Source organism: Actibacterium ureilyticum, assembly GCF_002285435.1.
Taxonomy (GTDB): Bacteria; Pseudomonadota; Alphaproteobacteria; order Rhodobacterales; family Rhodobacteraceae; genus Actibacterium_C; species Actibacterium_C ureilyticum.
In genome coordinates this window covers 1-23370 of sequence record NZ_NSBT01000026.1, presented here as the reverse complement: position 1 = coordinate 23370, position 23370 = coordinate 1, and the positions used below count along the sequence as shown (strand labels likewise).

At 64.5% G+C, this 23370-nt stretch carries 26 protein-coding genes; 13 read left to right on the top strand and 13 right to left on the bottom strand.

Annotation, left to right across the window (positions count from 1 at the left end):
* The first annotated feature begins 100 nt into the window (after window positions 1–100).
* Both CLM60_RS08700 and CLM60_RS08695 read left to right on the top strand, forming a co-directional pair.
* Window positions 101–640, top strand: coding sequence for an adenine phosphoribosyltransferase (locus CLM60_RS08700; RefSeq protein WP_095588782.1), 540 nt, complete (start codon window positions 101–103; stop codon window positions 638–640).
* A gap of 121 nt (window positions 641–761) precedes the next feature.
* Window positions 762–1595, top strand: coding sequence for a calcium-binding protein (locus CLM60_RS08695; protein ID WP_095588781.1), 834 nt, complete (start codon window positions 762–764; stop codon window positions 1593–1595).
* Between the two features lie 52 nt (window positions 1596–1647).
* Here the strand turns inward: CLM60_RS08695 and CLM60_RS21405 are convergent, their stop codons facing one another.
* Window positions 1648–1869 (bottom strand): hypothetical protein, encoded by a 222-nt coding sequence (locus tag CLM60_RS21405; RefSeq protein ID WP_176473833.1) that lies wholly within the window; start codon window positions 1867–1869, stop codon window positions 1648–1650.
* Between the two features lie 57 nt (window positions 1870–1926).
* On the opposite strand from CLM60_RS21405, the gene CLM60_RS08690 reads away from it, so the two are divergent.
* Complete coding sequence (locus tag CLM60_RS08690; RefSeq protein ID WP_095588780.1) at window positions 1927–2406, top strand: fasciclin domain-containing protein; 480 nt, start codon at window positions 1927–1929, stop codon at window positions 2404–2406.
* A gap of 40 nt (window positions 2407–2446) precedes the next feature.
* Here the strand turns inward: CLM60_RS08690 and CLM60_RS08685 are convergent, their stop codons facing one another.
* Together CLM60_RS08685 and CLM60_RS08680 are read right to left on the bottom strand one after the other, a co-directional pair.
* Window positions 2447–3862, bottom strand: coding sequence for an FAD-binding oxidoreductase (locus CLM60_RS08685; RefSeq protein ID WP_095588779.1), 1416 nt, complete (start codon window positions 3860–3862; stop codon window positions 2447–2449).
* A gap of 52 nt (window positions 3863–3914) precedes the next feature.
* Window positions 3915–4739 carry an MBL fold metallo-hydrolase gene (locus tag CLM60_RS08680; protein ID WP_095588778.1) on the bottom strand — a complete coding sequence of 275 codons (825 nt, stop codon included), beginning with the start codon at window positions 4737–4739 and terminating at the stop codon, window positions 3915–3917.
* A 116-nt stretch (window positions 4740–4855) separates the two neighbouring features.
* On the opposite strand from CLM60_RS08680, the gene CLM60_RS08675 reads away from it, so the two are divergent.
* Window positions 4856–5371 (top strand): alkylphosphonate utilization protein, encoded by a 516-nt coding sequence (locus CLM60_RS08675; protein WP_095588777.1) that lies wholly within the window; start codon window positions 4856–4858, stop codon window positions 5369–5371.
* On the opposite strand, the gene CLM60_RS08670 is transcribed toward CLM60_RS08675, so the two are convergent.
* The 9 genes from CLM60_RS08670 to coxB form a co-directional block, all read right to left on the bottom strand.
* A complete protein-coding gene (locus CLM60_RS08670) occupies window positions 5368–5952 on the bottom strand; it encodes a GNAT family N-acetyltransferase (RefSeq protein ID WP_095588776.1) in 585 nt (194 codons plus the stop codon). The two genes, CLM60_RS08675 and CLM60_RS08670, sit on opposite strands and share 4 nt — an antisense overlap.
* Window positions 5952–7214 (bottom strand): M16 family metallopeptidase, encoded by a 1263-nt coding sequence (locus CLM60_RS08665; RefSeq protein WP_095588775.1) that lies wholly within the window; start codon window positions 7212–7214, stop codon window positions 5952–5954. Before CLM60_RS08665 ends, CLM60_RS08670 begins: the two co-directional genes overlap by 1 nt.
* Entirely contained in the window at window positions 7211–8602 is a 1392-nt protein-coding gene (gene thrC, locus CLM60_RS08660) for a threonine synthase (protein WP_095588774.1), read from the bottom strand. Before thrC ends, CLM60_RS08665 begins: the two co-directional genes overlap by 4 nt.
* A gap of 10 nt (window positions 8603–8612) precedes the next feature.
* Window positions 8613–9287 (bottom strand): SURF1 family protein, encoded by a 675-nt coding sequence (locus CLM60_RS08655; RefSeq protein WP_095588773.1) that lies wholly within the window; start codon window positions 9285–9287, stop codon window positions 8613–8615.
* A 71-nt stretch (window positions 9288–9358) separates the two neighbouring features.
* On the bottom strand, window positions 9359–10165 hold the full coding sequence (locus tag CLM60_RS08650; RefSeq protein ID WP_095588772.1) for a cytochrome c oxidase subunit 3: 807 nt from the start codon (window positions 10163–10165) through the stop codon (window positions 9359–9361).
* 24 nt (window positions 10166–10189) lie between these two features.
* Window positions 10190–10771: a cytochrome c oxidase assembly protein gene (locus CLM60_RS08645; protein WP_095588771.1), complete on the bottom strand. Its 582-nt coding sequence runs from the start codon at window positions 10769–10771 to the stop codon at window positions 10190–10192.
* On the bottom strand, window positions 10768–10956 hold the full coding sequence (locus CLM60_RS08640; protein ID WP_095589307.1) for a hypothetical protein: 189 nt from the start codon (window positions 10954–10956) through the stop codon (window positions 10768–10770). The genes CLM60_RS08645 and CLM60_RS08640 overlap by 4 nt, the downstream gene beginning before the upstream one ends.
* Window positions 10956–11891 carry a heme o synthase gene (gene cyoE, locus CLM60_RS08635; RefSeq protein WP_095588770.1) on the bottom strand — a complete coding sequence of 312 codons (936 nt, stop codon included), beginning with the start codon at window positions 11889–11891 and terminating at the stop codon, window positions 10956–10958. The genes CLM60_RS08640 and cyoE overlap by 1 nt, the downstream gene beginning before the upstream one ends.
* 51 nt (window positions 11892–11942) lie before the next feature.
* Entirely contained in the window at window positions 11943–12812 is an 870-nt protein-coding gene (coxB, locus tag CLM60_RS08630; protein ID WP_095588769.1) for a cytochrome c oxidase subunit II, read from the bottom strand.
* A 177-nt stretch (window positions 12813–12989) separates the two neighbouring features.
* Here coxB and tldD point away from each other — a divergent pair, with 177 nt between their 5' ends.
* From tldD to CLM60_RS08585, 9 genes are all read left to right on the top strand, one after another.
* A complete protein-coding gene (tldD, locus tag CLM60_RS08625) occupies window positions 12990–14411 on the top strand; it encodes a metalloprotease TldD (RefSeq protein ID WP_095589306.1) in 1422 nt (473 codons plus the stop codon).
* Complete coding sequence (locus tag CLM60_RS08620) at window positions 14408–14890, top strand: GNAT family N-acetyltransferase (protein ID WP_176473832.1); 483 nt, start codon at window positions 14408–14410, stop codon at window positions 14888–14890. The genes tldD and CLM60_RS08620 overlap by 4 nt, the downstream gene beginning before the upstream one ends.
* Window positions 14891–14996: 106 nt before the next feature.
* Entirely contained in the window at window positions 14997–16133 is a 1137-nt protein-coding gene (gene dprA, locus CLM60_RS08615) for a DNA-processing protein DprA (RefSeq protein WP_095588767.1), read from the top strand.
* A 137-nt stretch (window positions 16134–16270) separates the two neighbouring features.
* Window positions 16271–18865 carry a type I DNA topoisomerase gene (gene topA, locus CLM60_RS08610; protein ID WP_095588766.1) on the top strand — a complete coding sequence of 865 codons (2595 nt, stop codon included), beginning with the start codon at window positions 16271–16273 and terminating at the stop codon, window positions 18863–18865.
* Window positions 18866–18974: 109 nt separating this feature from the next.
* Window positions 18975–19538 (top strand): L,D-transpeptidase, encoded by a 564-nt coding sequence (locus CLM60_RS08605; RefSeq protein WP_095588765.1) that lies wholly within the window; start codon window positions 18975–18977, stop codon window positions 19536–19538.
* 78 nt (window positions 19539–19616) lie between these two features.
* The gene (locus tag CLM60_RS08600; RefSeq protein ID WP_095588764.1) at window positions 19617–20312 is read left to right on the top strand and encodes a CoA transferase subunit A; all 696 of its coding nucleotides are present in this window, start codon (window positions 19617–19619) and stop codon (window positions 20310–20312) included.
* A 19-nt stretch (window positions 20313–20331) separates the two neighbouring features.
* The gene (locus CLM60_RS08595) at window positions 20332–21393 is read left to right on the top strand and encodes a GSCFA domain-containing protein (RefSeq protein ID WP_095588763.1); all 1062 of its coding nucleotides are present in this window, start codon (window positions 20332–20334) and stop codon (window positions 21391–21393) included.
* Window positions 21390–22181: a hypothetical protein gene (locus CLM60_RS08590; RefSeq protein ID WP_141246484.1), complete on the top strand. Its 792-nt coding sequence runs from the start codon at window positions 21390–21392 to the stop codon at window positions 22179–22181. The genes CLM60_RS08595 and CLM60_RS08590 overlap by 4 nt, the downstream gene beginning before the upstream one ends.
* A gap of 23 nt (window positions 22182–22204) precedes the next feature.
* Window positions 22205–22831 carry a 3-oxoacid CoA-transferase subunit B gene (locus CLM60_RS08585; RefSeq protein ID WP_095588761.1) on the top strand — a complete coding sequence of 209 codons (627 nt, stop codon included), beginning with the start codon at window positions 22205–22207 and terminating at the stop codon, window positions 22829–22831.
* 74 nt (window positions 22832–22905) lie between these two features.
* Here the strand turns inward: CLM60_RS08585 and CLM60_RS08580 are convergent, their stop codons facing one another.
* On the bottom strand, window positions 22906–23211 hold the full coding sequence (locus CLM60_RS08580) for a hypothetical protein (RefSeq protein ID WP_095587995.1): 306 nt from the start codon (window positions 23209–23211) through the stop codon (window positions 22906–22908).
* Window positions 23212–23370 lie beyond the last annotated feature (159 nt).

Genomic DNA, 23370 nt, shown 5'->3' with positions numbered 1-23370 from the left:
AACGGGCCTATCGGTTCTTCAGCAATAATTCGAAGAAATGATCGCACCGGGGCGCGGCATCGGACAGAACCGACCAAGGTACAGCCCAAGGACCGGCCCGATGCAAAACCGCCCCACCGTCAAGGATTACATCCGCACCATCGTCGACTTCCCGCATGAAGGGATCATGTTTCGCGATGTGACGACGCTGTTCGCCGATCCGCGCGGGTTCCGGATGGCCATCGACCAGATGCTGCACCCCTATGCCGGGCAACCGATCGACAAGGTGGTGGGGCTTGAGGCGCGCGGTTTCATCCTGGGCGGCGCAATTGCGCACCAGCTGACCGTGGGCTTCGTGCCCGTGCGCAAGAAGGGCAAGCTGCCCGGCACGGTCATCAGCGAAGAATACACGCTGGAATATGGCGAGGCCGTGGTCGAGATCCACGATGACGCGATTCAGCCCGGCGAACGGATCCTGGTGGTCGATGACCTGCTGGCCACCGGCGGTACGGCAGAGGCGGGCATCAAGCTGATCGAACGTCTGGGCGGCGAGATCGTCGGATGCGCCTTTATCGTCGACCTGCCGGAACTGGGCGGGCGGCAGAAGCTCGAGGCACTCGGCATGGATGTTCACGTGCTGTGCGAATTCGAAGGCGCCTGATATCCCCGCAGCCTGATCACGTTTCGGTTATGCCGGACTAAACCGACCCTGTGCACGTCTGTAACAGGGACTGCTGCGACGGCGGTCCTTGCTCAGCATCATTGCACAGACGAGGTCAGACATGTCTTTTCCCTTCTTCTTTTCCTTTGCCCTGCTGCCCAGCCGGTTCGGGTCGATCTTCGGCACCGATGGCAACGACAAGCTGATCGGCCGGCTGCGTGCCGACGTGATCGATGCCGGTGACGGCGACGACATCGTCTTTGGCCTGACCGGGCGCGACCGGTTGTTCGGCGGCGATGGCGATGACGACCTGTTCGGGGGCTTTGGCCGCGATGTCCTGAAAGGCGGGAACGGCAATGACAAGCTTCATGGCGGGTTCGGGCGGGACCGGCTGAAGGGGGGCGAAGGCGACGATCTGCTGGACGGCGGTGCGGGGCGCGACGTGCTGGAAGGCGGCGCAGGCGTCGACACCCTGATCGGCGGCAAGGGCGCGGACACCTTTGTGTTCAGCGGCGATCCCTTCAACGGCAACACCCCCGCCGCCCCCGAACCGGGCCTGATCCCGGGCGTCAACAAACCCGATCAGGTCGAGGATTTCGACATTGCCGAGGATACGCTGGCGCTGAATTCCGACGATTTCGATGTCGACAGTTTCGAGTTCGTGAACGGGCTGGTGAACGAGATTTCGGGCAACGCGAATCTGATCGTCGTGCAGGATGAATTCGTGAACGCCCGCGCCGCCGCGCAAGCCATCGCCGACAATGACGCGCTGACCGCCGACGAGGGCTTCTTTGTCTATTTCAACGCCACGCTGGGCATCAACCGCCTGGTCTATTCCCAGGATCTGGGCGATGGCGGCGCGTTTTCGGTGCTGGCCAACCTGAACAACCTGACCGGGGACGACGCCATTGCGGCGCTGCCCGATTTCACGGTCGAGAATTTCGAGCTTGTGTGAGTAACGAGTAACGGTTGGACGTGTTGCGGGCGCGACGGGCCCGCAACACATTTCACCCCGCGCGCATCGCCGCGCCGTCGGATGCGCCTTTTTCGTCGACCTGCCGGAACCGGGCGGGCGGCGGCTTGGGATGGATGTTCACGTGCCTTCGGGCTTCGAAGGCGCCTGAACCGATCACAATGAATTGAGTGGAAACCCAGCGGGCCCCGGGCTTAGCGCGGCCGCACGCGCCGTCAAGCGCCACAACCGGCGTGGCGGGGTGATCCCAGCGCATGGGGGCTGCGTATCGGGGCATATGCCAATTCCGGCAGAACCCTGAGAGGAGACCCACATGTTTCGTACCATTGCATTGACCACGCTGACCACCGCTTTCCTGGGCACCGCCGCCATGGCCGGGGGCCATTCGATGGATATCGTCGACACCGCCGCCGGGTCGGAAGATTTCGAAACGCTGGTCGCGGCCGTGCAGGCGGCGGGGCTGGTCGACACCCTGAAGGGCGAGGGACCCTTCACCGTCTTCGCCCCCACCGATGACGCTTTTGCCGCCCTGCCCGAAGGCACGTTGGAGGATCTGCTGAAGCCCGAGAACAAGGATCAGCTGGTTTCGATCCTGACCTATCACGTGGTGCCGGGCAAGGTGATGTCGACCGACCTGAGCGATGACATGATGGCCGCCACCGTGCAGGGCGGCGAGGTGATGATCGACCTGGACAATGGCGTGATGGTCAATGACGCCACCGTGACCGCCGCGGATATCGAGGCGTCGAACGGCGTGATCCACGTGATCGACAAGGTGATCCTGCCGCAATAAGCGCAAGGTCACGTTGGGTGGCGCGCGACCGCGCGCCGCCCTATCCGCCGTGCAGCACCGCGCCGGGGTTCATGATCCCCGCCGGGTCCAGCGCCGCCTTGATCGCGCGCATCGCCGACAGCTTGCCCGGATCGCCATAGCGTTCCAGATCCTCGACCTTCAGCCGTCCGACGCCATGTTCGGCGCTGACGGAGCCGCCCATTTCATGCACCAGATCGTGCACCGCGCGCTTGATTGCGTCGCGTTCGGCGTGGTGGTCCGCGCGAGTCTTGCCCGGCATCGGGAACACGTTGAAATGCAGGTTGCCATCGCCCAGATGGCCGAAACAGTTGATGCGGAAATCGCCCAGACCCGCGATCACCTGCGCGCCTTTTTCGATGAAATCCGGGATCGCCGAGATCGGCACCGAAATATCGTGGGATGAGACCGAGCCGATGCGCCGGTTGCCCTCGGGGATATGTTCGCGGATCGACCACAGCTCGGCCCGCTGACCCTCGCTTTGGGCGATCAGCCCGTTTGACACCAGCCCGGCCTCGGCCGCGTGGCCATAAAGGTCGGTCAGAACCTCGTCCGGGTTCTGGTCGCCGAACAGGCCCAGTTCGACCAGCACCATCCAGTCATGGCGGCTGGCAAAGGGCTGGCGGATATCGGGCAAAGTTTCGGCCAGAAAATCCAGCCCCACGCCCGAGATCAGCTCGAACGCCGACACGGCATCCCCCGCGATACCGCGGGCCATGTCCAGCAGCGCCAGCGCCGCGGCGGGGTCGGGCACCACAAGCAGCGCGGTGCCATTGGCCGTGGGCCGCGGCAACAGCTTCAGCGACGCCGCGGTGATGATGCCCAGCGTCCCCTCGGCCCCGATCAGCAGGTCGCGCAGGTCATAGCCGGTATTGTCCTTGCGCAGGCGGCTCAGCCCGTTCAGCACCGTGCCGTCGGGCAGCACCGCCTCGACCCCCAGGCACAGGTCCCGCGCGTTGCCATAGCGCAGCACATTGACCCCGCCCGCATTGGTCGCCAGACAGCCGCCGATCCGCGCCGACCCTTCCGAGGCCAGCGACAGCGGGAAAAGCCGCCCCGCCCCCTGGGCCGCCGCACGCAGGTCGGCCAGGATCACGCCGGCCTCGGCCACGATCACGTTCTCCGCCGCATGCAGCGCGCGCACCGCGTTCATCCGTTCCAGCGACAGCACCACCGGCGCGGGGCCGTCTGACAGAACCTGCCCGCCCACCAGCCCGGTACCACCGCCATAGGGCACGACCCCCACCCGCGCCTGCGCACAGGCCCGCACGATGGCGGCCACCTGGTCGGTCGACGCGGGCGCCAGCACCACCCCCGCCTGTCCGGCATAACGGCCGCGCGGTTCCTCAAGGTATTGCGGCGCGGGATCGCGGAACAGATCGGCGGGCAATTGCGCCCGCAGGGTCTGTAGAAAATCGTCGGTGACGGGGTTCAGCATCGGTGGCCCTCCTGCACATGCAGGTCAACCATGCCCGGACAGGCTGTGCAAGTCAGTCGTCGCCCGGCCGTAGCCAGGCGGGTTCAAGCACCATGATCGTGGGTTCGGACGGCAGGTTGCGCAGCGAGACCTCAAGCGAGGTGTCGCCGGAACGGACGATGTGGAACGCGTCCTCCATCCCGATCAGGAACTGGTCCAGCGTGTAACCGCCGAACCAGTGCATCGGGATCACGATGGACGCGCGCAGACGTTTCAGCACCCGGATCATGCTGGGCTGGTCCAGTGTCATGCTGCCATCGACGGGCGCCATCACCACATCCATCCGGCCAAGGGCGGCGTATTGCGCGGCATCGGGTTCGTGATGCAGGTGGCCCAGATGGCCGATGCACAGGCCCGCGACCTCGAACACGAAGATCGAATTGCCGCCGACCCGCACCGTCCCGCTGTAACCGCCGCGCGTGTCGGTGGGCACGTTGCGCACCAGCATCTCGCCCAGATCCAGATAGTGATCGGCCAGCACCCCGTCCCTGGCCCAGCCCTCCAGCACATGGGGGATGGCGGGGTCGGGAAAGGCGGTCCAGTGGGTATCGTGGGCGTTGTTCATCGTGACCACATCGGGGATCAGCGGCACGTTGCCCAGAAACCCGGTGAAATCCGTGGCCGCGACCAGCCCGCCCGGCGTTTCCAGCACGAAGGTCGAATGATCGACATAGCTGAGCCGCACGGTTTCATCCGCCAGCGCCGCCCCGTATGACGCCGGAACGACATATTCCAGCCCCGGCGCGGATTGGGCCAGCGCGATACAGTGGCTGGGCGTGCGCTCCTGCGCGTGGGCGGGCAGCGCAAGAAGGGTCAGAAACACGAAAAGGCGCAGCATTGTCCATTCCTCCTGCGGCGCAGGCTAACATGATTCCCGCCCTGCATGGACATTTGTCTGGCAAGGGCTTAGCCCGGACGCACCTGCCCTGCCCCACTGCCCGAAAGGATGGCTTCATGGCGCAATGTGCCTTGTGTTCCGCCGAACCTGCAACCGAAACGCCCGTGGCTGCAACCGACCATGTGATCGCTCTGTGCGCCGATTGCCGGGCCGGGGTCGAAAACGGGCCGACGGACCACCCCCGCTGGCACTGCCTGACCGAGGCGATCTGGAGCACCGAGGCCCCGGTGCAGATCACCGCCTATCGTCTGCTCAAGGCCCTGCCGCAGGCCCCTTGGGCGCGCGAGACACTGGAAATGGCCTATCTGGAGCCCGAGGTTCTGGCCGCGGCCGAGGCAGACCTGTCCACCGAACCCGATATCGTGCATCACGACAGCAACGGCGCGGTCCTGTCGGTGGGCGATACGGTGGTGCTGATCAAGGATCTGCCGGTCAAGGGCGCGGGGTTCACCGCCAAACGCGGCACGGCGGTGCGCAATATCGCGCTGGTCCCTGACAACCCCGAACAGATCGAGGGCCGCGTCGAAGGTCAGCGCATCGTCATCCTGACGAAATTCGTGAAGAAGTCCTAGCCGATATCGGTGCGCCCGCGCCGATCCCCGCGCAGGTTGGAATACAGCACGTGTGAGCGCCACCGCCCGTTGATCTGCAGATAGCTCTGCGCGACGCCCTCGTACTTGAAGCCGCATTTTTCCAGCACCCCGCGCGAGGCGGCGTTTTCCGGCAGGCAGGCGGCCTCGACCCGGCTGATGTCGATCTGGTTGAACGCATAGAAGACCAGCGATTCAATCGCCTCGCGCATATAGCCCTGGCGCGCGTGATGCGCCCCCACCCAATAGCCCAGCGTGCCCGATTGCGCGGGCCCGCGCCGGATATTGTCCAGCGTGACGGCGCCCAGCAGATCCTCGGTATCGCGCTTGACCAGGAACAGCGGCACGGCGGTGCCGTTGCTGATCGCGCGCTGCGCCCAATAGACCCGGTTGGTAAAGGATTTGCGGCTCAGGTGATCGTCGGCCCAGGCGGGTTCCCACGGTGTCAGGAAATCGCGGCTGGCCCGGCGCAGCGCCGTCCAGGCGCGAAAATCGGCATGTTGCGGCGGGCGCAGGGTCATGCGTGCGGTTTCGATCCGCACCTTGCGCCGCCGCGAAAGCATCAGGCCGCCAGACCCTTTTGCAGCGCCTCCAGCTCGGGCGCATTGGCGATGGGGCCGTAAAGCGCCAGCGCCGATTTGCCGTCGGTCAGCATCCGCCCCGCAAAGTCGCGCACATCGGTGGTGGTGACGGCGTCGATATTGGCAATCGTCTCTTCCAGTTCCGGCACCCGGTCCCAGATCGCCACCAGCCGCGCCAGCCGTTCGGCCCGGTTCGACGGGCTTTCCAGCCCCATCAGCAGCCCCGCCTTCATCTGCGCGCGGGATCGGTTGATCTCGGCCGGGCTGAGCGTGTCGGCCGACCGGAACATCTCGGCCATGGTCAGCTGCGCCAGTTCGGGCAATTGCGCCTCGGACGTGCCGGCATAAAGCGTGATCAGCCCGGTATCGGCATAGGCACCCGCCTGGGCGAAGATCGAATAGCACAGCCCCCGGCGTTCACGGATTTCCTGAAACAGCCGCGAGGACATGCCGCCACCCATCGCCGTGGCATAGATCTGGGCGGTATAGATGTCGGGATGGCGATAACCCGGGCTTTCGAAGGCCAGCGCGAAATGCGCCTGTTCCAGCGCCTTGTGCTCGCGCCGCTCGCCGCCCGAAAACTGCGCGGGATCGGCGGGCACATGGGTCACCGCCGGAAGATGGCCGAATAGCGCCTCGGCCAGGCGCACGATCTCGTCATGGTCCACCGCCCCGGCGGCCGACAGGATCATCTGACCCGGCGCGTAATGTTCACGCACAAAGCCATAAAGATCGTCGCGCGAAAACGCGCTGACACGTTCGCTGGGGCCCAGAATGGTGCGGCCCAGGGCCTGTCCGGGAAAGGCGGCCTCTTGCAGCCAGTCGAAGATCACGTCGTCTGGCGTGTCCATCGCCTGACCGATTTCCTGCAGGATCACGCCGCGCTCGATCTCGATCTCGGCGGGGTCGAAAACCGGGTTCAGCACGATATCGGCAATCACGTCCAGCGCCAGCGGCACGTCCGCCTCGAGCACGCGGGCGTAATAGGCCGTCATCTCGCGCGAGGTATAGGCGTTGATGTAGCCGCCCACATCTTCGATCTCTTCGGCGATCTCCAGCGCGGTGCGCTTCTTGGTGCCCTTGAAGGCCATGTGTTCCAGGAAATGCGCGATGCCGTTCTGTTCGAACCGCTCATGCCGCCCCCCGGCGGTCACCCAGATCCCCAGCGAGGCCGACTTGGACGACGGCATGTGTTCTGTGACGATGCGGAATCCGTTGGAAAGCCTGTGCAGCTGAACGCTCAATGGGCGCGCCTTTCATGAATAATGTCTTCAATCGCGGCCAGGTCGTTGGGAACCCGTGTCACGCGTTCTGAACGCTCATACAGGTCTGCCATGCGATTGGGAAGGGGGGGATGCACGCCGCACGCGGCCTCGACCGCCGCGGGGAACTTGGCCGGATGCGCCGTGGCCAGGGTGATCATCGGCGTGGCGCTGACGGGTTGTTCGCCGGCCACCTTGACGCCCACGGCGCTGTGCGGGCACAGAACCTCGCCGGTTTCGGCAAAGGCGCGGGCGATGGTGGCGGAGGTTTCCTCCTCGGACGCGCGGCCCGAGGCGAAGATATCCTGCAACCGCTGCAACGCACCCTGGCTGATCTGGAAGCCGCCGGTTTGCTTAAGCTCGTCCATCTGCTGGGCCACCGCCGCGCCATCGCGGTCATAGACATCGAACAGCGCCCGTTCGAAATTCGAGCTGACCTGAATATCCATCGACGGGCTGATCGACGGCGTCACCCCTTGGGTCACGTACCCGCCCGAGCTGAGCGCGCGGTGCAGGATGTCGTTCTGGTTGGTGGCGACCACCAGCTTGTCAATCGGCAGCCCCATGCGCTTGGCGATATAGCCCGCGAAGATGTCGCCGAAATTGCCCGTGGGCACGGTAAAGCTGACCTTGCGCTGCGGCGCGCCCAGGCTGACGGCCGAGGTGAAGTAATAGACCACCTGCGCCAGAACCCGCGCCCAGTTGATGCTGTTCACACCGGCGAGCCCCACGGCATCGCGGAATTCGAAATGGTTAAACATGTCCTTCAGCTTGGCTTGGCAATCGTCGAAATCGCCATCCACGGCCAGCGCGTGCACGTTATCCTCGGACGGCGTCGTCATCTGGCGGCGCTGCACCTCGGAAACCCGGCCATGCGGGAACAGGATGAACACGTCGACATTCGACAGGCCGCGGAACGCCTCGATCGCCGCAGAGCCGGTATCGCCGCTGGTCGCGCCCACGATGGTCACCCGCTTGCCCGACCGGCTGAGCGCGGCCTGAAACAGCTGACCGATCAGCTGCATCGCGAAATCCTTGAAGGCCAGCGTGGGGCCGTGGAACAGCTCCAGCAGGAAATGGTTCGGCGCCAGCTGCACCAGCGGCGCGCGGGCGGCGTGGTGGAACCCGGCATAGGCGCGGTCGATGATGGCGCGAAACTCGGCATCGGTGAAGGCATCGCCGATAAAGGGGCGCATGATGCGAAAGGCGGCCTCTTCATAGGTTTGGCCGGCCAGCGCGGCGATCTCGTCAGCGCTGATCTGAGGGATGGTCTCGGGCACATACAGGCCCCCATCGCGGGCCAGACCCGTCAGCATCGCCTCTTCGAAACTCAGAACCGGGGCGTTGCCCCGTGTCGATACATAGCGCATCTGCCTGCCCTTACACCGTTTTCCGCCTGATACGCCACATCAGCAGCGCTGTCATCCCCAGCCAGACGATCGTCAGCCCGAACCAGGTCAGTGCATATTCCAAATGATCGTTTGGAATGCCAGAGGTATCGACCGGCTGCGGCAGGACATCGCCATTGTCCCCCGACACCTGACGCGCGACGATCAGCACCGGCTCGGTCCCCAGATGTGCGGCCATCGCGGGCACGTCGCGGGCGAACCACAGATCGGCCTTCAGGTCCGGGTCGGGGGTGAATTCGTCGGCCTCGCGCGGCCAATGCAGGTTGCCGGTCACCTGAACCGCGCCTTCGGGCGGGGTGCCGCCCGGCGCCTGTTGCGGCAGGAAGCCCCGGTCGATCAGGATGCGCCGCCCGGTATCGGTCTCGAACCCCGCGATCATCCGGTGGCCCGGGCCGATGCCCTTGACCCCCGACAACACCCGCAACTGGTCCCCGGTGAAACGTCCCGCAACCGCGACCGGCTGAAACCGGTCGGTTTCGGGGTCGAACGTGGTGGCCAGCGCCGCGGGGGTGCCGCCGATCCGCGCTTCGATCTCGGCCAGATAGGCCTCTTTCCACTCCAGCCGGCGCAGCTGCCACAGGCCCAGCGATATCAGCACCGCCGCGCCACAGATCCCGATCACCAAAGGAAACAGGTATCGCCGCATGTCGTCCCCTCAAATGAAAAGCGCGGGGGAAGCCCCCGCACTTTCGCGTTTTCTAGCGTGCTGGCGGGCGCTTAGCCACCCCAGATATAGACCGCCGCGAACAGGAACAGCCACACCACGTCGACGAAGTGCCAGTACCAGGCGGCGGCCTCGAAGCCGACGTGTTTTTCGGGGGTGAAGTGCCCCTTCATCAGCCGCAGCAGGCAGACGAACAGGAAGATCGTGCCGATGATCACGTGCATGCCGTGAAAGCCCGTCGCCATGAAGAAGTTCGCACCATAGATGTTGCCCGAGAAGCCGAAGGCCGCGTGGCTGTATTCATAGGCCTGGAACACGGTGAAGATCGCGCCCAGTGCAATCGCCAGGATCAGGCCGTTGCGCATGTCCTTGCGGTTGTTTTCATGCACAAGCGCGTGGTGCGCCCAGGTCGCCGCCGCGCCCGAGCACAGCAGGATCAGCGTGTTAATCAGCGGCAGGTGCCAGGGGTCAAAGGTCTCGATCCCCGCGGGCGGCCATTGGCCATCGACCAGCGGGCTCATGCCATCGGGGTCCATCGGGTACAGCGCGTGCTTGAAGAAGCTCCAGAACCAGGCCGCGAAGAACATCACCTCGGACATGATGAACAGGATGAAGCCATAGCGCAGGCCGATCCGCACCACGGGGGTGTGATCGCCGATGCGGCTTTCGGCCACGACCTCGGACCACCAGGCGAACATGGTGTACAGGACCGCCACCAGGCCGATCAGGAACATCCAGACGCCGTTGCCATGCATCCACATGACGGCGCCGAACAGCATGACGAACGCCCCGACGGACCCGGCAAAGGGCCAGATCGAGGGGCTCAGAATGTGATAGTCGTGGTTTTTCTCATGCGCCATAGTCGCGTTCCCTCGCCTGAGACGTCAGTTAAACGTGGTTGTGTCCGCCGGCTTTGACAGGTTGGCCTGTTCTTCCGGCAGATCGGTTTCGTGAAAAGTATAGCTCAGCGTGATCGTATGCACGTATTTTGCGTCGCGGTCGGTCACCATGTCGGGATCGACATAGAAGCTGACCGGCATCTGCACCCGCTCGCCCGGTTGCAGCACCTGCAATTCGAAGCAGAAACAGTCGATCTTGGTAAAGAAGCCCCCGGCCTCATACGGCGCGACGTTATAGCTGGCGGTGCCCGCAATCGGCCGGTCGGTGGGGTTGTATGCCTCATAGAACGCCAGCCCGGTCTCGCCGATGCGGATGTCCATCTCATGCGCGACGGGTTTGAATTCCCACGGGAAATCGCGCTCTTTCGACGCATCGAAGCGGATCTTGATCGTCTGGTCCAGCACCCGGTCGGCGCCCGCATCGGCAATCGCGGGCACGCCGCCAAAGCCGGTGACGCGGCAGAACAGGTCGTAAAGCGGCACCGATGCCCAGGCCAGCGCGCCCATGACGAAAACCACGGTCAGCAGCTGGCGCACGGTGCGCTTGGTGTTGGGTGTATCGCTCATTGTCCGGTCCCCTCGGTCAGGCCGGGGCGCGCGGTGTGATCGAAGGCCTCCATGCTGTCGCCATTCGAGACCTTGACCACGGTCAGGCCAAAGACCAGCGCGACGAACCCGGCCAGGACGATGCCCAGCCCCAGGTTGCGCCCGAAGCGGCGCTTGTGCAGGTCGTGTTCGGCTTTCAGGGCCATCACCATCCCCCCATCCCAGCGGTGCGCAGCGCGGCCTCGGCCAGCAGCGCGACGAAATGCATGAACAGATAGATCAGCGAGAAGCGGAAAAACTTCTTTTCCGCCGCGTATTTGTCGGCACCGGCCAGGCCCTCGTCCCGGCGCCACAGGCGCAGCGCCCCAGCCAGGAAGACGGCGTTCAGCACCAGCGACACGGCCAGGTAAAGCGGCCCGCCAATGCTGGTCGCGGCGATGCCCAGCGCCAGCGGCGCCAGCAGGATCGTATAGACCAGGATGTGCAGGCGCGTCGCCTTGCGGCCGTGGGTCACGGTCAGCATCGGCACCTTGGCATTGGTGTAGTCGTCGTTCATGAACAGCGCCAGCGCCCAGAAATGCGGCGGCGTCCACATGAAGATCAGCGCGAACATCAGCACGCTTTCCACGCTGATCCCGCCCGTGGCCGCGGCCCAGCCGATCATCGGCGGGAACGCCCCCGCCGCGCCACCGATCACGATGTTCTGCGGGGTCGAGCGTTTCAGCCACATCGTATAGACGACGGCATAGAAGAAAATGGTGAATGCCAGCAGCCCGGCGGCGACCCAGTTGGCCGCCAGCCCCAGCATCACGACCGAGATCCCCGACAGCGCCAGGCCCACGGCCAGCGCCTCGTCCCGGTCGACGCGACCCGACGGGATCGGACGGCTTTGGGTGCGGCGCATGATCCGGTCGATATCGCTGTCCCACCACATGTTCAGCGCGCCCGACGCACCACCGCCGATGGCGATGAACAGGATGGCGGCGAACCCTTCCAGCGGGTGCAGCGACACCGGCGCCACCAGCAGGCCGGTCAGCGCGGTGAACACCACCAGCGACATGACGCGCGGCTTCAGCAGCGCGATATAGTCGCCGAACCGGGCCTCTTGCGTGTGATCCAGAAGGGTTGTGCTGTCGGTCATGATGGCGTCCCTGGCGGGCGGGGGGCCAATGCGGCCCCTGCCCCGATTGGCTTACTGGTTCGATGCGACGGTCAGATCACGCGGCTTGCCCGCATATTCCTCGATCGCGCCATCCAGCCAGGCTTCGTATTCGGCCTGGGTCACGGCCTTGACCGTGATCGGCATATAGGCGTGATCCTTGCCACACAGTTCCGAGCACTGGCCGAAATAGATGCCTTCCTTGCCCTCATCCACCTCAAACCACAGCTGTGCCAGGCGGCCGGGAACGGCGTCTTGCTTCACGCCGAAGGCGGGGATGGTCCAGGAATGGATCACGTCGGCGCCGGTGACCTGCACCACGATCTTCTTGCCGGTGGGCACGACCATGGCGGTGTCGGTGGCCAGCAGGTATTCGGATTCGTCGTAGCCGTAATCGGCCAACTCTTCCTTGGCCAGCATATAGCTGTCGAAGCCGAATTCGTTCGCCGGGTATTCATAGCCCCAGTACCACTGATAACCGGTGGCCTTGATCACGATGTCGCCTTCGGGGATTTCCTGCTGCTTGAACAGGATCGGCAGCGAGATCGAGCCGATGACGATCAGGATCAGCACCGGAATCAGGGTCCACGCGACCTCCAGCGGGGTGTTGTGGGTGAACCGCGCGGGCTCGGCATTGGCGCGCTTGTTGTAACGCACGATGCAGATCACCAGCAGCGCGGTCACGAACACGCAGATCGCGGTGATGATGACCAGCACGAAACCGTCCAGCCATTGCGCATCCTGCGCCAGCTCGGTCGCCGCCGGCTGAAAGCCGATGCCGCGATCGGTCGGCTTGCCGATCACCGGCAATCCCTGCAGATTGTCCTGCGCCATTGCTGCGGCGGCAGTGAATACACCGGTGGTTGCGGCACCAAGCCCGAAAAGCAAATTCGAAAGTCGCATAGTCATTCCCTGTTCACGTCGCGACCAAAGGCCGCTGCACGATTGGTCCGAGTCATCGGTTAACCGTTGTGCTCCCGCGCCCCAAAAACCATATTGGACCGGAAGAAACAAGCCAAAGACATGCGGCATAGGGCCGCGAAATTGATCTATATCAAAGACAGGTTTTCGGACAGCCCCATGACCCAGACAGGTTTTCAGCCCTTTTCCGACACGATCGACCAGCACGCCGCGCTGGACACGCTGCGTGCCGCCACCGACGGCGCCGACGATGGCGAGCTGTTCCTGGAACGCCGCCGGTCCGAGGTACTAAGCTTCGATGACGGGCGGGTGCGCAACGCCGCCTATGACGCGGTCGAGGGGTTCGGCCTGCGCGCCGTGCGGGGCGAGACCACGGGCTACGCCCATTCGACCGAGATCAGCGAAACCGCGATCCGGCGGGCGTCCGAGACCGTGCGCCTGGCGGTGGGCGATGGCGGCGGCACGCTGGGCACGCCGCCTGCGCGCACCAACACCAGGCTTTATGGCGACCGTGACCCGATGGGCGATGCCGAATTCCCGGTAAAGCTGGAGACATTGCGCGAGATCGACGCCTTTGCCCGTGATCTGGACCCCCGCGTGGTACAGGTTTCGGCCACGCTGGCGGCATCTTTGCAGGAGGTCTTCATCCTGCGCCCAGATGGCCAGTTGCTGAGCGACACGCGCCCGATGACCCGGCTGAACGTGTCCGTCATCGTCGAGGAAAACGGCCGCCGCGAATCCGGTGGCCATGGCGGCGGCGGGCGCACCGGCCTGACCGGGCTGATCGACCCCACCCACTGGCAGGACACCACGCGCGAGGCGCTGCGCATCGCGCTGGTGAACCTTGATGCGGAACCGGCCCCGGCGGGCGTGATGGATGTGGTGCTTGGCCCCGGCTGGCCCGGCGTGCTGCTGCACGAGGCCGTGGGCCACGGGCTGGAGGGTGATTTCAACCGCAAGGGCAGCTCTGCCTTTGCCGGGCTGATGGGCCAGCGCGTGGCGGCCCCCGGCGTCACGGTGCTGGATGACGGTACGATCCCCGACCGGCGCGGTTCGATCACCATCGATGACGAGGGCACGCCCAGCAGCCGCACCACCCTGATCGAGGACGGCATCCTTGTGGGCTATATGCAGGACCGGCAGAACGCGCGGCTGATGGGCGTGGCCCCCACCGGCAACGGGCGGCGCGAAAGCTATGCCCACGCGCCGATGCCGCGCATGACCAACACCTATATGCTGGGCGGCGACGCCACGCCCGAGGTCATCGTCGCCGACCTGAAGGACGGGATCTATGCCGTGGGCTTCGGCGGCGGGCAGGTCGACATCACCAATGGCAAGTTCGTGTTCTCCTGCACCGAGGCCTATCGCGTGAAGAACGGCCAGATCGGCGCGCCGGTCAAGGGCGCCACGCTGATCGGTGACGGGCCGACCGCGATGCAGCAGATCCGCGCCATCGGCAACGACATGGCGCTTGACCCCGGTATCGGCAATTGCGGCAAGAACGGCCAATGGGTGCCGGTGGGTGTGGGCCAGCCCACGCTGATGATCGGCGGGCTGACGGTCGGTGGCTCGGCGGCATGATCCCCGGCCCGCGCCCGGTCGTCGATGCCGATCTGGCCCCGCTGGCGCGGCTTTGGCATGACGGCTGGCACCGGGCGCATGCCGCCCATGTGCCGCCCGCGCTGACCGCGCTGCGCACCATCGGCGATTTCACCGCCCGCCTGCCCGGGTTGCGCGATGCGCTGCGCGTGATCGGCCCGCCCGGCGCGCCACAGGGCCTGTGCGCAGTGCGCGGCGATGAGCTTTATCAACTCTATGTCGCCCAGGCGGCGCAGGGCAGCGGCGTGGCGGGCGCTTTGCTACAGGACGGCGCCGCGCGAATCGCCGCGGCCGGGCACCGTGCCGCCTGGCTGATCGTGGTGCCCGAAAACGCCCGCGCGGTTGCCTTTTACACCCGACAGGGCTGGCGCGATGCGGGCATGACCGATGCGGTGCTGGACACCGCCCACGGCACCTTTGCCCTGCCCCTGTTGAAAATGACCAAGGGGTTGGCGGGCTGAACCGGCCCCCGCCGCGAAAATTTCCGCGGCCCGCGCATTCGTTCACCACCTGTTAACCCTGTGACGCCAAGACTGTTCCCACGAATGAGCCGGAGCAGCAGGACCCGTGGTTACAGATTCTTCCACCCACCCCCTCGCACCACCCACTCAGGAGGAGTCGCTGGTTCAGTGGCTCCGGCTCATTCGGTCGCGCCGGGTCGGCGCGACGACATTCTATCGGCTGATGGCCGAACATGGCTCTGCCGATGCCGCGCTGGACGCCCTGCCCGAAATTGCCCGCACTGCCGGGGTCAAGGACTATGCGCCCTTTGCCCGCGACGATGCGCTGCGCGAACTGGACCGGGGACGCGCCGCCGGGGCCACGCTGATCGCCCATGGCATGCCCGCCTATCCCGCGCTGCTGCACGATCTGTCCGACGCGCCGCCGCTTCTGTGGATCAGCGGCCGGGCCGACCTGTTGCAGCGCCCCACCGTCGCACTGGTGGGGGCGCGCAATGCCTCGTCGCTGGGCATTCGGATGGCGCGCAAGCTGGCCGCCGATCTGGGCGCCGCCGATCAGGTCACCGTTTCGGGGCTGGCACGCGGCATCGACACCGCCGTGCATCAGGCCACGCTGGACAGCGGCACGATTGCCGTGGTGGCGGGCGGGATCGACGTGATCTATCCGCGTGAAAACGCCGATCTGGCCCGCGACATCGCACAGAACGGGCTGCTGGTCAGCGAAATGCCCCCCGGGCTGCAACCGCAGGCCCGCCACTTCCCGCGCCGCAACCGGATCATCTCGGGCCTGGCCCGCGCGGTCGTGGTGGTCGAGGCCGCGGCGCGTTCCGGCAGCCTGATCACCGCGCGCGATGCGCTGGACCAGGGGCGCGAGGTGCTGGCGGTGCCCGGCCACCCCTATGACGCGCGCGCCTCGGGCTGCAACATGCTGATCCGCGATGGCGCGGGGCTGGTGCGTGGCGCCAAAGACGTGATCGAGGCATTGCAGGACAACGCCCCTGCCCCGCCGCCACAGGCCGACATCCCGCCGCCCCCACCGGAACGCACAGCCCCACGCCTGACCGACATCGCGCAGCTGCACGGCCAGATCCTGAACCGGCTGGGCCCCACCCCGCTGGCCGAGGATCAGTTGATCCGCGATCTGAACCTGCCGGCTCAGGCGGTCGCGGCGGAACTGGTCACGCTGGAACTGGACGGCCAGATCATCCGCCAGCCCGGCGGGCTGCTGTCCCGCACTGTCTGAGGCCCCGTCCGGCCAGCCGGTATTTTCTTGCCCCGAAGGGGCAGACCGACCCGACTGCACGGGGCGGATTGACATTTTCCCTTTATGGCCCACATCTAGCGCCGCCGGTGACCCGGCCTTGAGTCGAAAGGAATTCCATGCCCGTTGTTGTTGTCGAATCCCCAGCGAAAGCCAAAACGATCAACAAATATCTGGGCGACGACTTCACGGTTCTGGCGTCCTATGGGCATGTGCGCGACCTGCCGCCCAAGGACGGTTCGGTCGACACCGAAAACGCATTCGAGATGACCTGGGAAATCGCCAACGACTCGCGCAAGCATGTCAAGGCGATCGCCGATGCGCTGAAGGACGACAACGCGCTGATCCTGGCGACGGACCCCGACCGCGAGGGCGAGGCGATCAGCTGGCACCTGGAGGAAGCGCTGCGTAAGCGCAAGGCGATCAAGAAGGACACGCCGGTCAGCCGCGTGGTGTTCAACGCCATTACCAAATCGGCGGTGACCGAGGCGATGAAGAACCCCCGCCAGGTCGACGAGGCGCTGGTGCATGCCTATCTGGCGCGCCGCGCGCTGGATTATCTTGTGGGCTTCAACCTGTCGCCCGTCCTGTGGCGCAAGCTGCCCGGCGCGAAATCGGCGGGGCGGGTGCAATCGGTCTGCCTGCGCCTCATCGTCGAGCGTGAGATGGAGATCGAGGCCTTTCGCGCGCGCGAATACTGGTCGGTCAAGGCGGTGCTGGCCACCCCGCGCGGTCAGGAATTCGAAGCCCGCCTGACGGTTCTGGGCGGCAAGAAGCTGGACAAATACGATATCGCCAACGGCACCGCCGCCGAACTGGCGGTGCAGGCGGTCCAGAGCCGCGATCTGACCGTGCAATCGGTCGAGGCGAAACCGGCCAGCCGCAATCCCAGCGCGCCCTTCATGACCTCGACCCTGCAACAGGAAGCCAGCCGCAAGTTCGGCTTCGGCGCGCGCCAAACCATGAGCCTGGCACAGCGGCTTTATGAGGCCGGGCACATCACCTATATGCGGACCGACGGGATCGACATGGCGCCCGAGGCCGTGAGCGCGGCGCGCGACGCGATCAAGGACCGCTATGGCGACGAATACGTTCCCGACAGCCCGCGCATCTATAAGAACAAGGCCAAGAACGCGCAGGAAGCGCATGAATGCATCCGCCCCACCGACATGACCCGCGACGCGGCCAGCCTGAAGGTGACGGATGCCGACCAGCGCAAGCTTTACGACCTGATCTGGAAACGGACCCTGGCCAGCCAGATGGAAGCCGCCCGGATGGAGCGTACCACGGTCGATATCGGCAGCAGCGACGGCCAGGTCGCCCTGCGCGCCACCGGCCAGGTGGTGCTGTTCGACGGGTTCCTGAAGGTCTACGAGGAAGGCCGCGACGACGTGGTTGTCGACGATGACGACAAGCGCCTGCCCCAGATCATGCAAGGCGAGCCCGCCGACAAACGCTCGGTCACGCCCGAACAGCATTTCACCCAGCCCCCGCCCCGCTATACCGAGGCGACGCTGGTCAAGAAGATGGAAGAGCTGGGCATCGGCCGCCCGTCCACCTATGCCAGCATCGTGACCACGATCCAGGATCGCGGTTACGTGCGCAAGGAACAGAACCGCCTGATCCCCGAGGACAAGGGCCGGCTGGTGACGGCGTTCCTGAGCAACTATTTCCGCAAATACGTGGGTTACGAGTTCACCGCCAACCTGGAATCCGAACTGGATGACGTGTCGGCGGGCGAGCGCGACTATATCAATGTGCTGGACCGGTTCTGGCGCGATTTTTCCGCCGCCATTGCCGAAACCGCGGATCTGCGGATTTCCGAGGTTCTGGACAAGATCGACGAGGTGCTGGCCCCGCACCTGTTCCCGCCCACCGAAGACGGCAGCGATCCGCGCGTCTGCCCCAAATGCGGCGCGGGCCGGCTGAACCTGAAGACCGCGCGGTCCGGCGGGGCGTTCATCGGCTGTTCGAACTATCCCGAATGCCGCTATACCCGGCCGCTGTCGGCGCCCGGTGGCGATGACGGCACGGCGGAGCTGGACGGCAAGGTTCTGGGCCATGACGGCGAGGACGAGATCACCCTGCGCGTGGGCCGGTTCGGGCCTTATGTGCAAAAGGGCGAGCCGACCGAGGACACCCCCAAACCACCCCGCGCCAGCCTGCCCAAGGGCTGGGAAGCGGCGGATATGGACCTGGACAAGGCACTGACCCTGCTGTCGCTGCCGCGCGAGATCGGCAATCACCCCGAAGGCGGCATGATCACATCGAATTTCGGCCGCTACGGGCCTTATGTGATGCACCAGCTGCCGGACGAGGCGAAACCGGTCTATGCCAATCTGAAAGACCCCAATGACGTGTTCGAGATCGGCATGAACCGCGCCGTCGAGCTGTTGGCCGAAAAGCGCGCCAATCCGGGCCGCCGGGGCAGCCGCGCCGCCGCAAAGCCGCTCAAGGAACTGGGCGAACACCCCGAAAGCGGCGGGCCGGTGAACGTGATGGAGGGCCGCTATGGCCCCTATGTGAAGTGGGAAAAGGTAAACGCCACCCTGCCCAAGGATGTCGAACCCGCCGATGTGACGATGGAAATGGCCGTCGCGCTGATCGCGGAAAAGGCGGCCAAGAAGGGCGGCGGCAAGAAAGCGGCGAAGAAACCCGCCGCCAAGAAAACCGCGAAGAAAACCACCAAGAAAGCCGCCGACAAGGACACCTGAGGCGCGCCCCGACCTTTACATATTCGGCTTCAACCATATGTGATTGGTCAAGACCGCCCCGCCAATGCGACCCTGCGGCGGGGGGAAACACGCGAACAGAAGTAGAGATATGAAAAACCTCAACCTGAGCCGCCGTCACCTGATCGCAGGCATCGGCGCCACCGCCCTTGTGCCCGCCAGCCTGCGGGCACAGACCCTGCCCGCGGATTCCAGCCGCCACAACGTTTCCAGCTTCTCCAGCCAGGATTGGCGCGACCATTTCAGCGAATTGGGCAAGGGCTGCATCGTCTGCGACAGTGTCTCGCGCGCGCTGCATTACTGGTCCGCAGACGGCACCGATTACCGGATCTATCCGACATCGGTCCCCAAGACCGACGAGCTGACCAAGCGCGGCTATACCGAAATCGTGCGCAAGAAGGTCGGCCCGTCCTGGACGCCCACGCCGTCGCAGCTGGAACGCTTCCCCGACTGGAAACCGGTGCCGCCGGGCCCGGAAAACCCGCTGGGCACCCACGCGATGTACCTGAGCTGGCCCGCCTATATCATCCATGGCACCCATGACACCCGCAAGATCGGGCGCAAATCCTCGGACGGCTGTTTCGGGCTCTATAACGAGAAGATCGCCGAGCTGTACCAACTGGCCCCGATCGGGACCCAGGTGCGGGTGATCTGACGCGACGTCCGGGCTTTGTTGACTCTGCTTCTGCAGCGCGGCACAACATTGCCGATACGCTGTTGGAGGAGTGACAATATGCAGAAAGTTTACGGCTCGGCCGCGGAAGCGCTCGACGGGCTGTTGTCCGACGGAATGTTCATCGCGGCCGGCGGTTTCGGCCTGTGCGGCATTCCCGAACTGCTGATCGACGCGATCGTGGACAGCGGGGTCAGGGACCTGACCATCGCGTCGAACAATTGCGGGGTCGACGGGTTCGGACTGGGCAAGCTGCTGGACACCAAGCAGATCAAGAAGATGATGTCGTCCTATGTGGGTGAAAACGCCGAATTCATGCGGCAATACCTGTCGGGCGAACTGGAGCTGGAATTCAACCCGCAGGGCACGCTGGCCGAGCGCATGCGCGCCGGCGGCTGCGGCATCCCGGGCTTTTACACCAAGACCGGCGTCGGCACCGTGGTGGCCGAGGGCAAGGAGCACAAGGATTTCAACGGCGAGACCTTCGTGCTGGAGGAAGGCATCTTTGCCGATCTGGCCATCGTCAAGGCGTGGAAGGCCGACACGACCGGCAACTGCATCTTCCGCAAGACCGCGCGCAACTTCAACCCGCCCGCGGCCATGTGCGGCAAGGTCTGCGTGATGGAGGTCGAAGAGATCGTCGAGCCCGGCGAACTGGACCCCGACCACATCCACCTGCCCGGCATCTATGTGCACCGCCTGATCCAGGGCGACCACGAGAAACGGATCGAACAGCGCACCACACGGTCAAAGTGATGGCAGGACGGGACGCGATATGACAAGTTCGCCCTATGAGGGTCTGGAGCCGGGTGCCTTCTGGCGCACCGGCGTCTCTGAAGTGCGGCGTTTTCCCCCGGCCGGGCTCTACCAAGCGCGCTTTGCGATACCGCGTGACCTGCCTGTCTTGACCGCCGGCAGCTGTTTTGCCCAACATGTCGGGCGTGCCTTGGTGCGCAACGGCTTCAATGTCATCGACACCGAGCCGTTGCCGGACAGGATCGCCAACCGTTACGTCGCGCTAAGTCAGAAATTCGGCTACGGGCTCTATTCCGCGCGTTACGGCAACATCTATACGATGCGCCAGTTCCTGCAACTTTTGCGTGAGTCACAGGGCGTTTTTGAACCTGCCGAGCCGGTCTGGGAGCGCGATGGCCGTTTCTTCGACGCGATGCGGCCGTCAGTCGAACCTGCGGGCCTGGCCTCACCAGAGCTGGTGAAAACCGCTCGAACCGCCCATTTGGCCGCGATACGCGAAGCGCTCTCGCAAGCCGGTTTGATCGTTTTTACGTTGGGTCTGACAGAAGCTTGGCAGCATATCGAAAGCGGCACGGTCTATCCGACCGCCCCTGGTACGATTGCCGGGGAGATGGACGATACAATATTCGGCTTTGTCAATTTCCGCGCCGCAGAAATCCGAGAGGACTTCTTGGCGCTGCGAGATTTGGTGCGCGCGGTCAATCCTGACATGCGTTTCCTACTGACCGTGTCGCCGGTACCGCTGACCGCCACAGCCAGCGGACAGCATGTCCTGCCGGCGACAATCTATTCGAAATCGGTCCTGCGTGCGGTGGCTGGCGAACTGTATGAGGATTTCGAGGATGTGGATTATTTCCCGTCCTACGAGATCATTGCCGCGCATCCTTCGGAAGGGTCTTTCTTCGAGGAAAACATGCGCACCGTCAGCGCGCGGGGCGTGCGCCGGGTAATGCGGGCCTTTCTGGCGGCCCATGGCGGAGAAGACATTGACGGCGAAACCGCACCCGCAATCGCCGCATCGCCCGATGAGGACGAAGATCTGGTGTGCGAGGAAGCCCTGCTGGAGGCGTTCAACAAATGAGCCGACTTCTTGTTCTGGGCAGCTCACATGTTGCAGCGATGAAGCAGGCCGCCGGGGCCTTCTGTGCGGAATGCCGCGATATCGAGCTGTCTTTTTTTGCAATGGCCGCCCCGAATTTCCGCTTGGGACGCGTGGGAAAGCGCGGGGTTTTCGCGCCTCATCTGCGTTCCCGCGTCGATCGCGACTTTATCGAAAACGTCAACGGTGCACGGACGATCGACCTGACGACGTTCGACCATATCCTGGTTGTCGGATTTCGCTTCAGTCTGAGCGATCTGGCCTGGCTGTTGATGGACCATGATATTCTGGAAGGGTCCGACACCGGCAAGGCATTGCACTGTTCCGAAGCATTCGCGCAGGCGTGTATCGATCAGTTGGTGGCCCGGGAGCTTTCCCTGGTGACGAACTGTTTGGGCCAAAACCGCAACTATATCCTAACAGACGCCCCCTATCCGGCCGTGTCAATTGCAGCGCGGTCAGAGGAGTACGCCCCGGCACGCGCCCTGAGTGCGTTCATGGCCCATCCCGATGCGCCCGTTTTGTTTGAGTACTGGCAAAAAGCGGTTTCCAGCGCGGTCGAAGGCGCCGGTTACCGCTGGCTGCCCCAACCCGCCGATACGGTCGCAGCGCCCTTTGGAACAAACGCCGATTTCAGCCGTGATGCAGCCCATATCGGTGGCGGCGGCATGGACACTGCCGATCATCGGCACATGAACGCGGATTTCGGCCTGAAGATGTTGCAGGCCGTGTCAATGGACATTCTGGAAAACGTGCCGGATACGGCATAGAGATAGGACGGAGGAACTGATCAATGGCATGGGACCGCAACCAGATGGCCGCGCGCGCGGCGGACGAGCTTGAAGACGGCATGTATGTGAACCTCGGGATCGGGATCCCGACGCTGGTCGCCAACTATGTGGGCGACAAGGACATCACGCTGCAATCGGAAAACGGTATGCTGGGCATGGGCCCCTTCCCGTTCGAGGGCGAGGAAGACCCCGACCTGATCAACGCCGGCAAGCAGACGATCACCGAACTGCGCCGGACGTCTTACTTCGACAGCGCCACCAGCTTCGGCATGATCCGCGGCGGCAAGATCGCGGCGGCGATCCTGGGCGCGATGGAGGTCGACGAAAAAGGTGATCTAGCCAACTGGATGATCCCCGGCAAGCTGGTGAAAGGCATGGGCGGAGCGATGGATCTGGTGGCGGGCGTGGGCCGCGTCATCGTCGTGATGGACCACACCAACAAGCATGGCGACAGCAAGGTCCTGCATGAATGCACCCTGCCGCTGACCGGCAAGGGCGTGGTCGACCGCATTATCACCAATCTGGGTGTCCTGGACGTCGTCGAGGGCGGCTTGAAGCTTGTTGAACTGGCCGATGGCGTGATCGAGGAAGAGCTGCGCGCCGCGACCGAGGCGATGATCGTCAACTGATCGGGCCGCATGGCAGACATTAAAAAACGGGGGCCGATCACGGCCCCCGTTTTGGTCTTGCATGTCGCTAGTGCTTACGAGTTCGAGCCCGAGCGGAAGTCTTCGGGGTTGTACTCGCCATCCGTCACGTAAACGGTCGGCGTCACGCCGCGGCCGGTCGAGCGTTCGAACTCGTCGCCATTGGCCACGATGTCAGCGGCGATGGCACTGGCAACGGGGTTCAGCGAGTTCGCCGTCGACAGCGCAACATTGTTTTCCGGCAGGTCATAGACCAGACGGTCCTGACCGTCGCGGTCGGCGTCGACGATGCTGAAGTTGTTGGCAAAGGCCGGAGCGGTCAGGCCAGCGATCAGGGCGGTGGTCAGTGCGAGGGTTTTCATTTTCAAGTTCCTTTCAGGGTCGGTGTCTTTTCAGTTTGTTGGCAGCGGGCCTGCTGCCGATGACACCGATCTGGGGGCGCAAATCGCTCACTACAATGCACAGAAGCGTGAGATGTTTGAAATGTCTGTGCATATGTGCGGGGGTCGATGTGCGGGCTT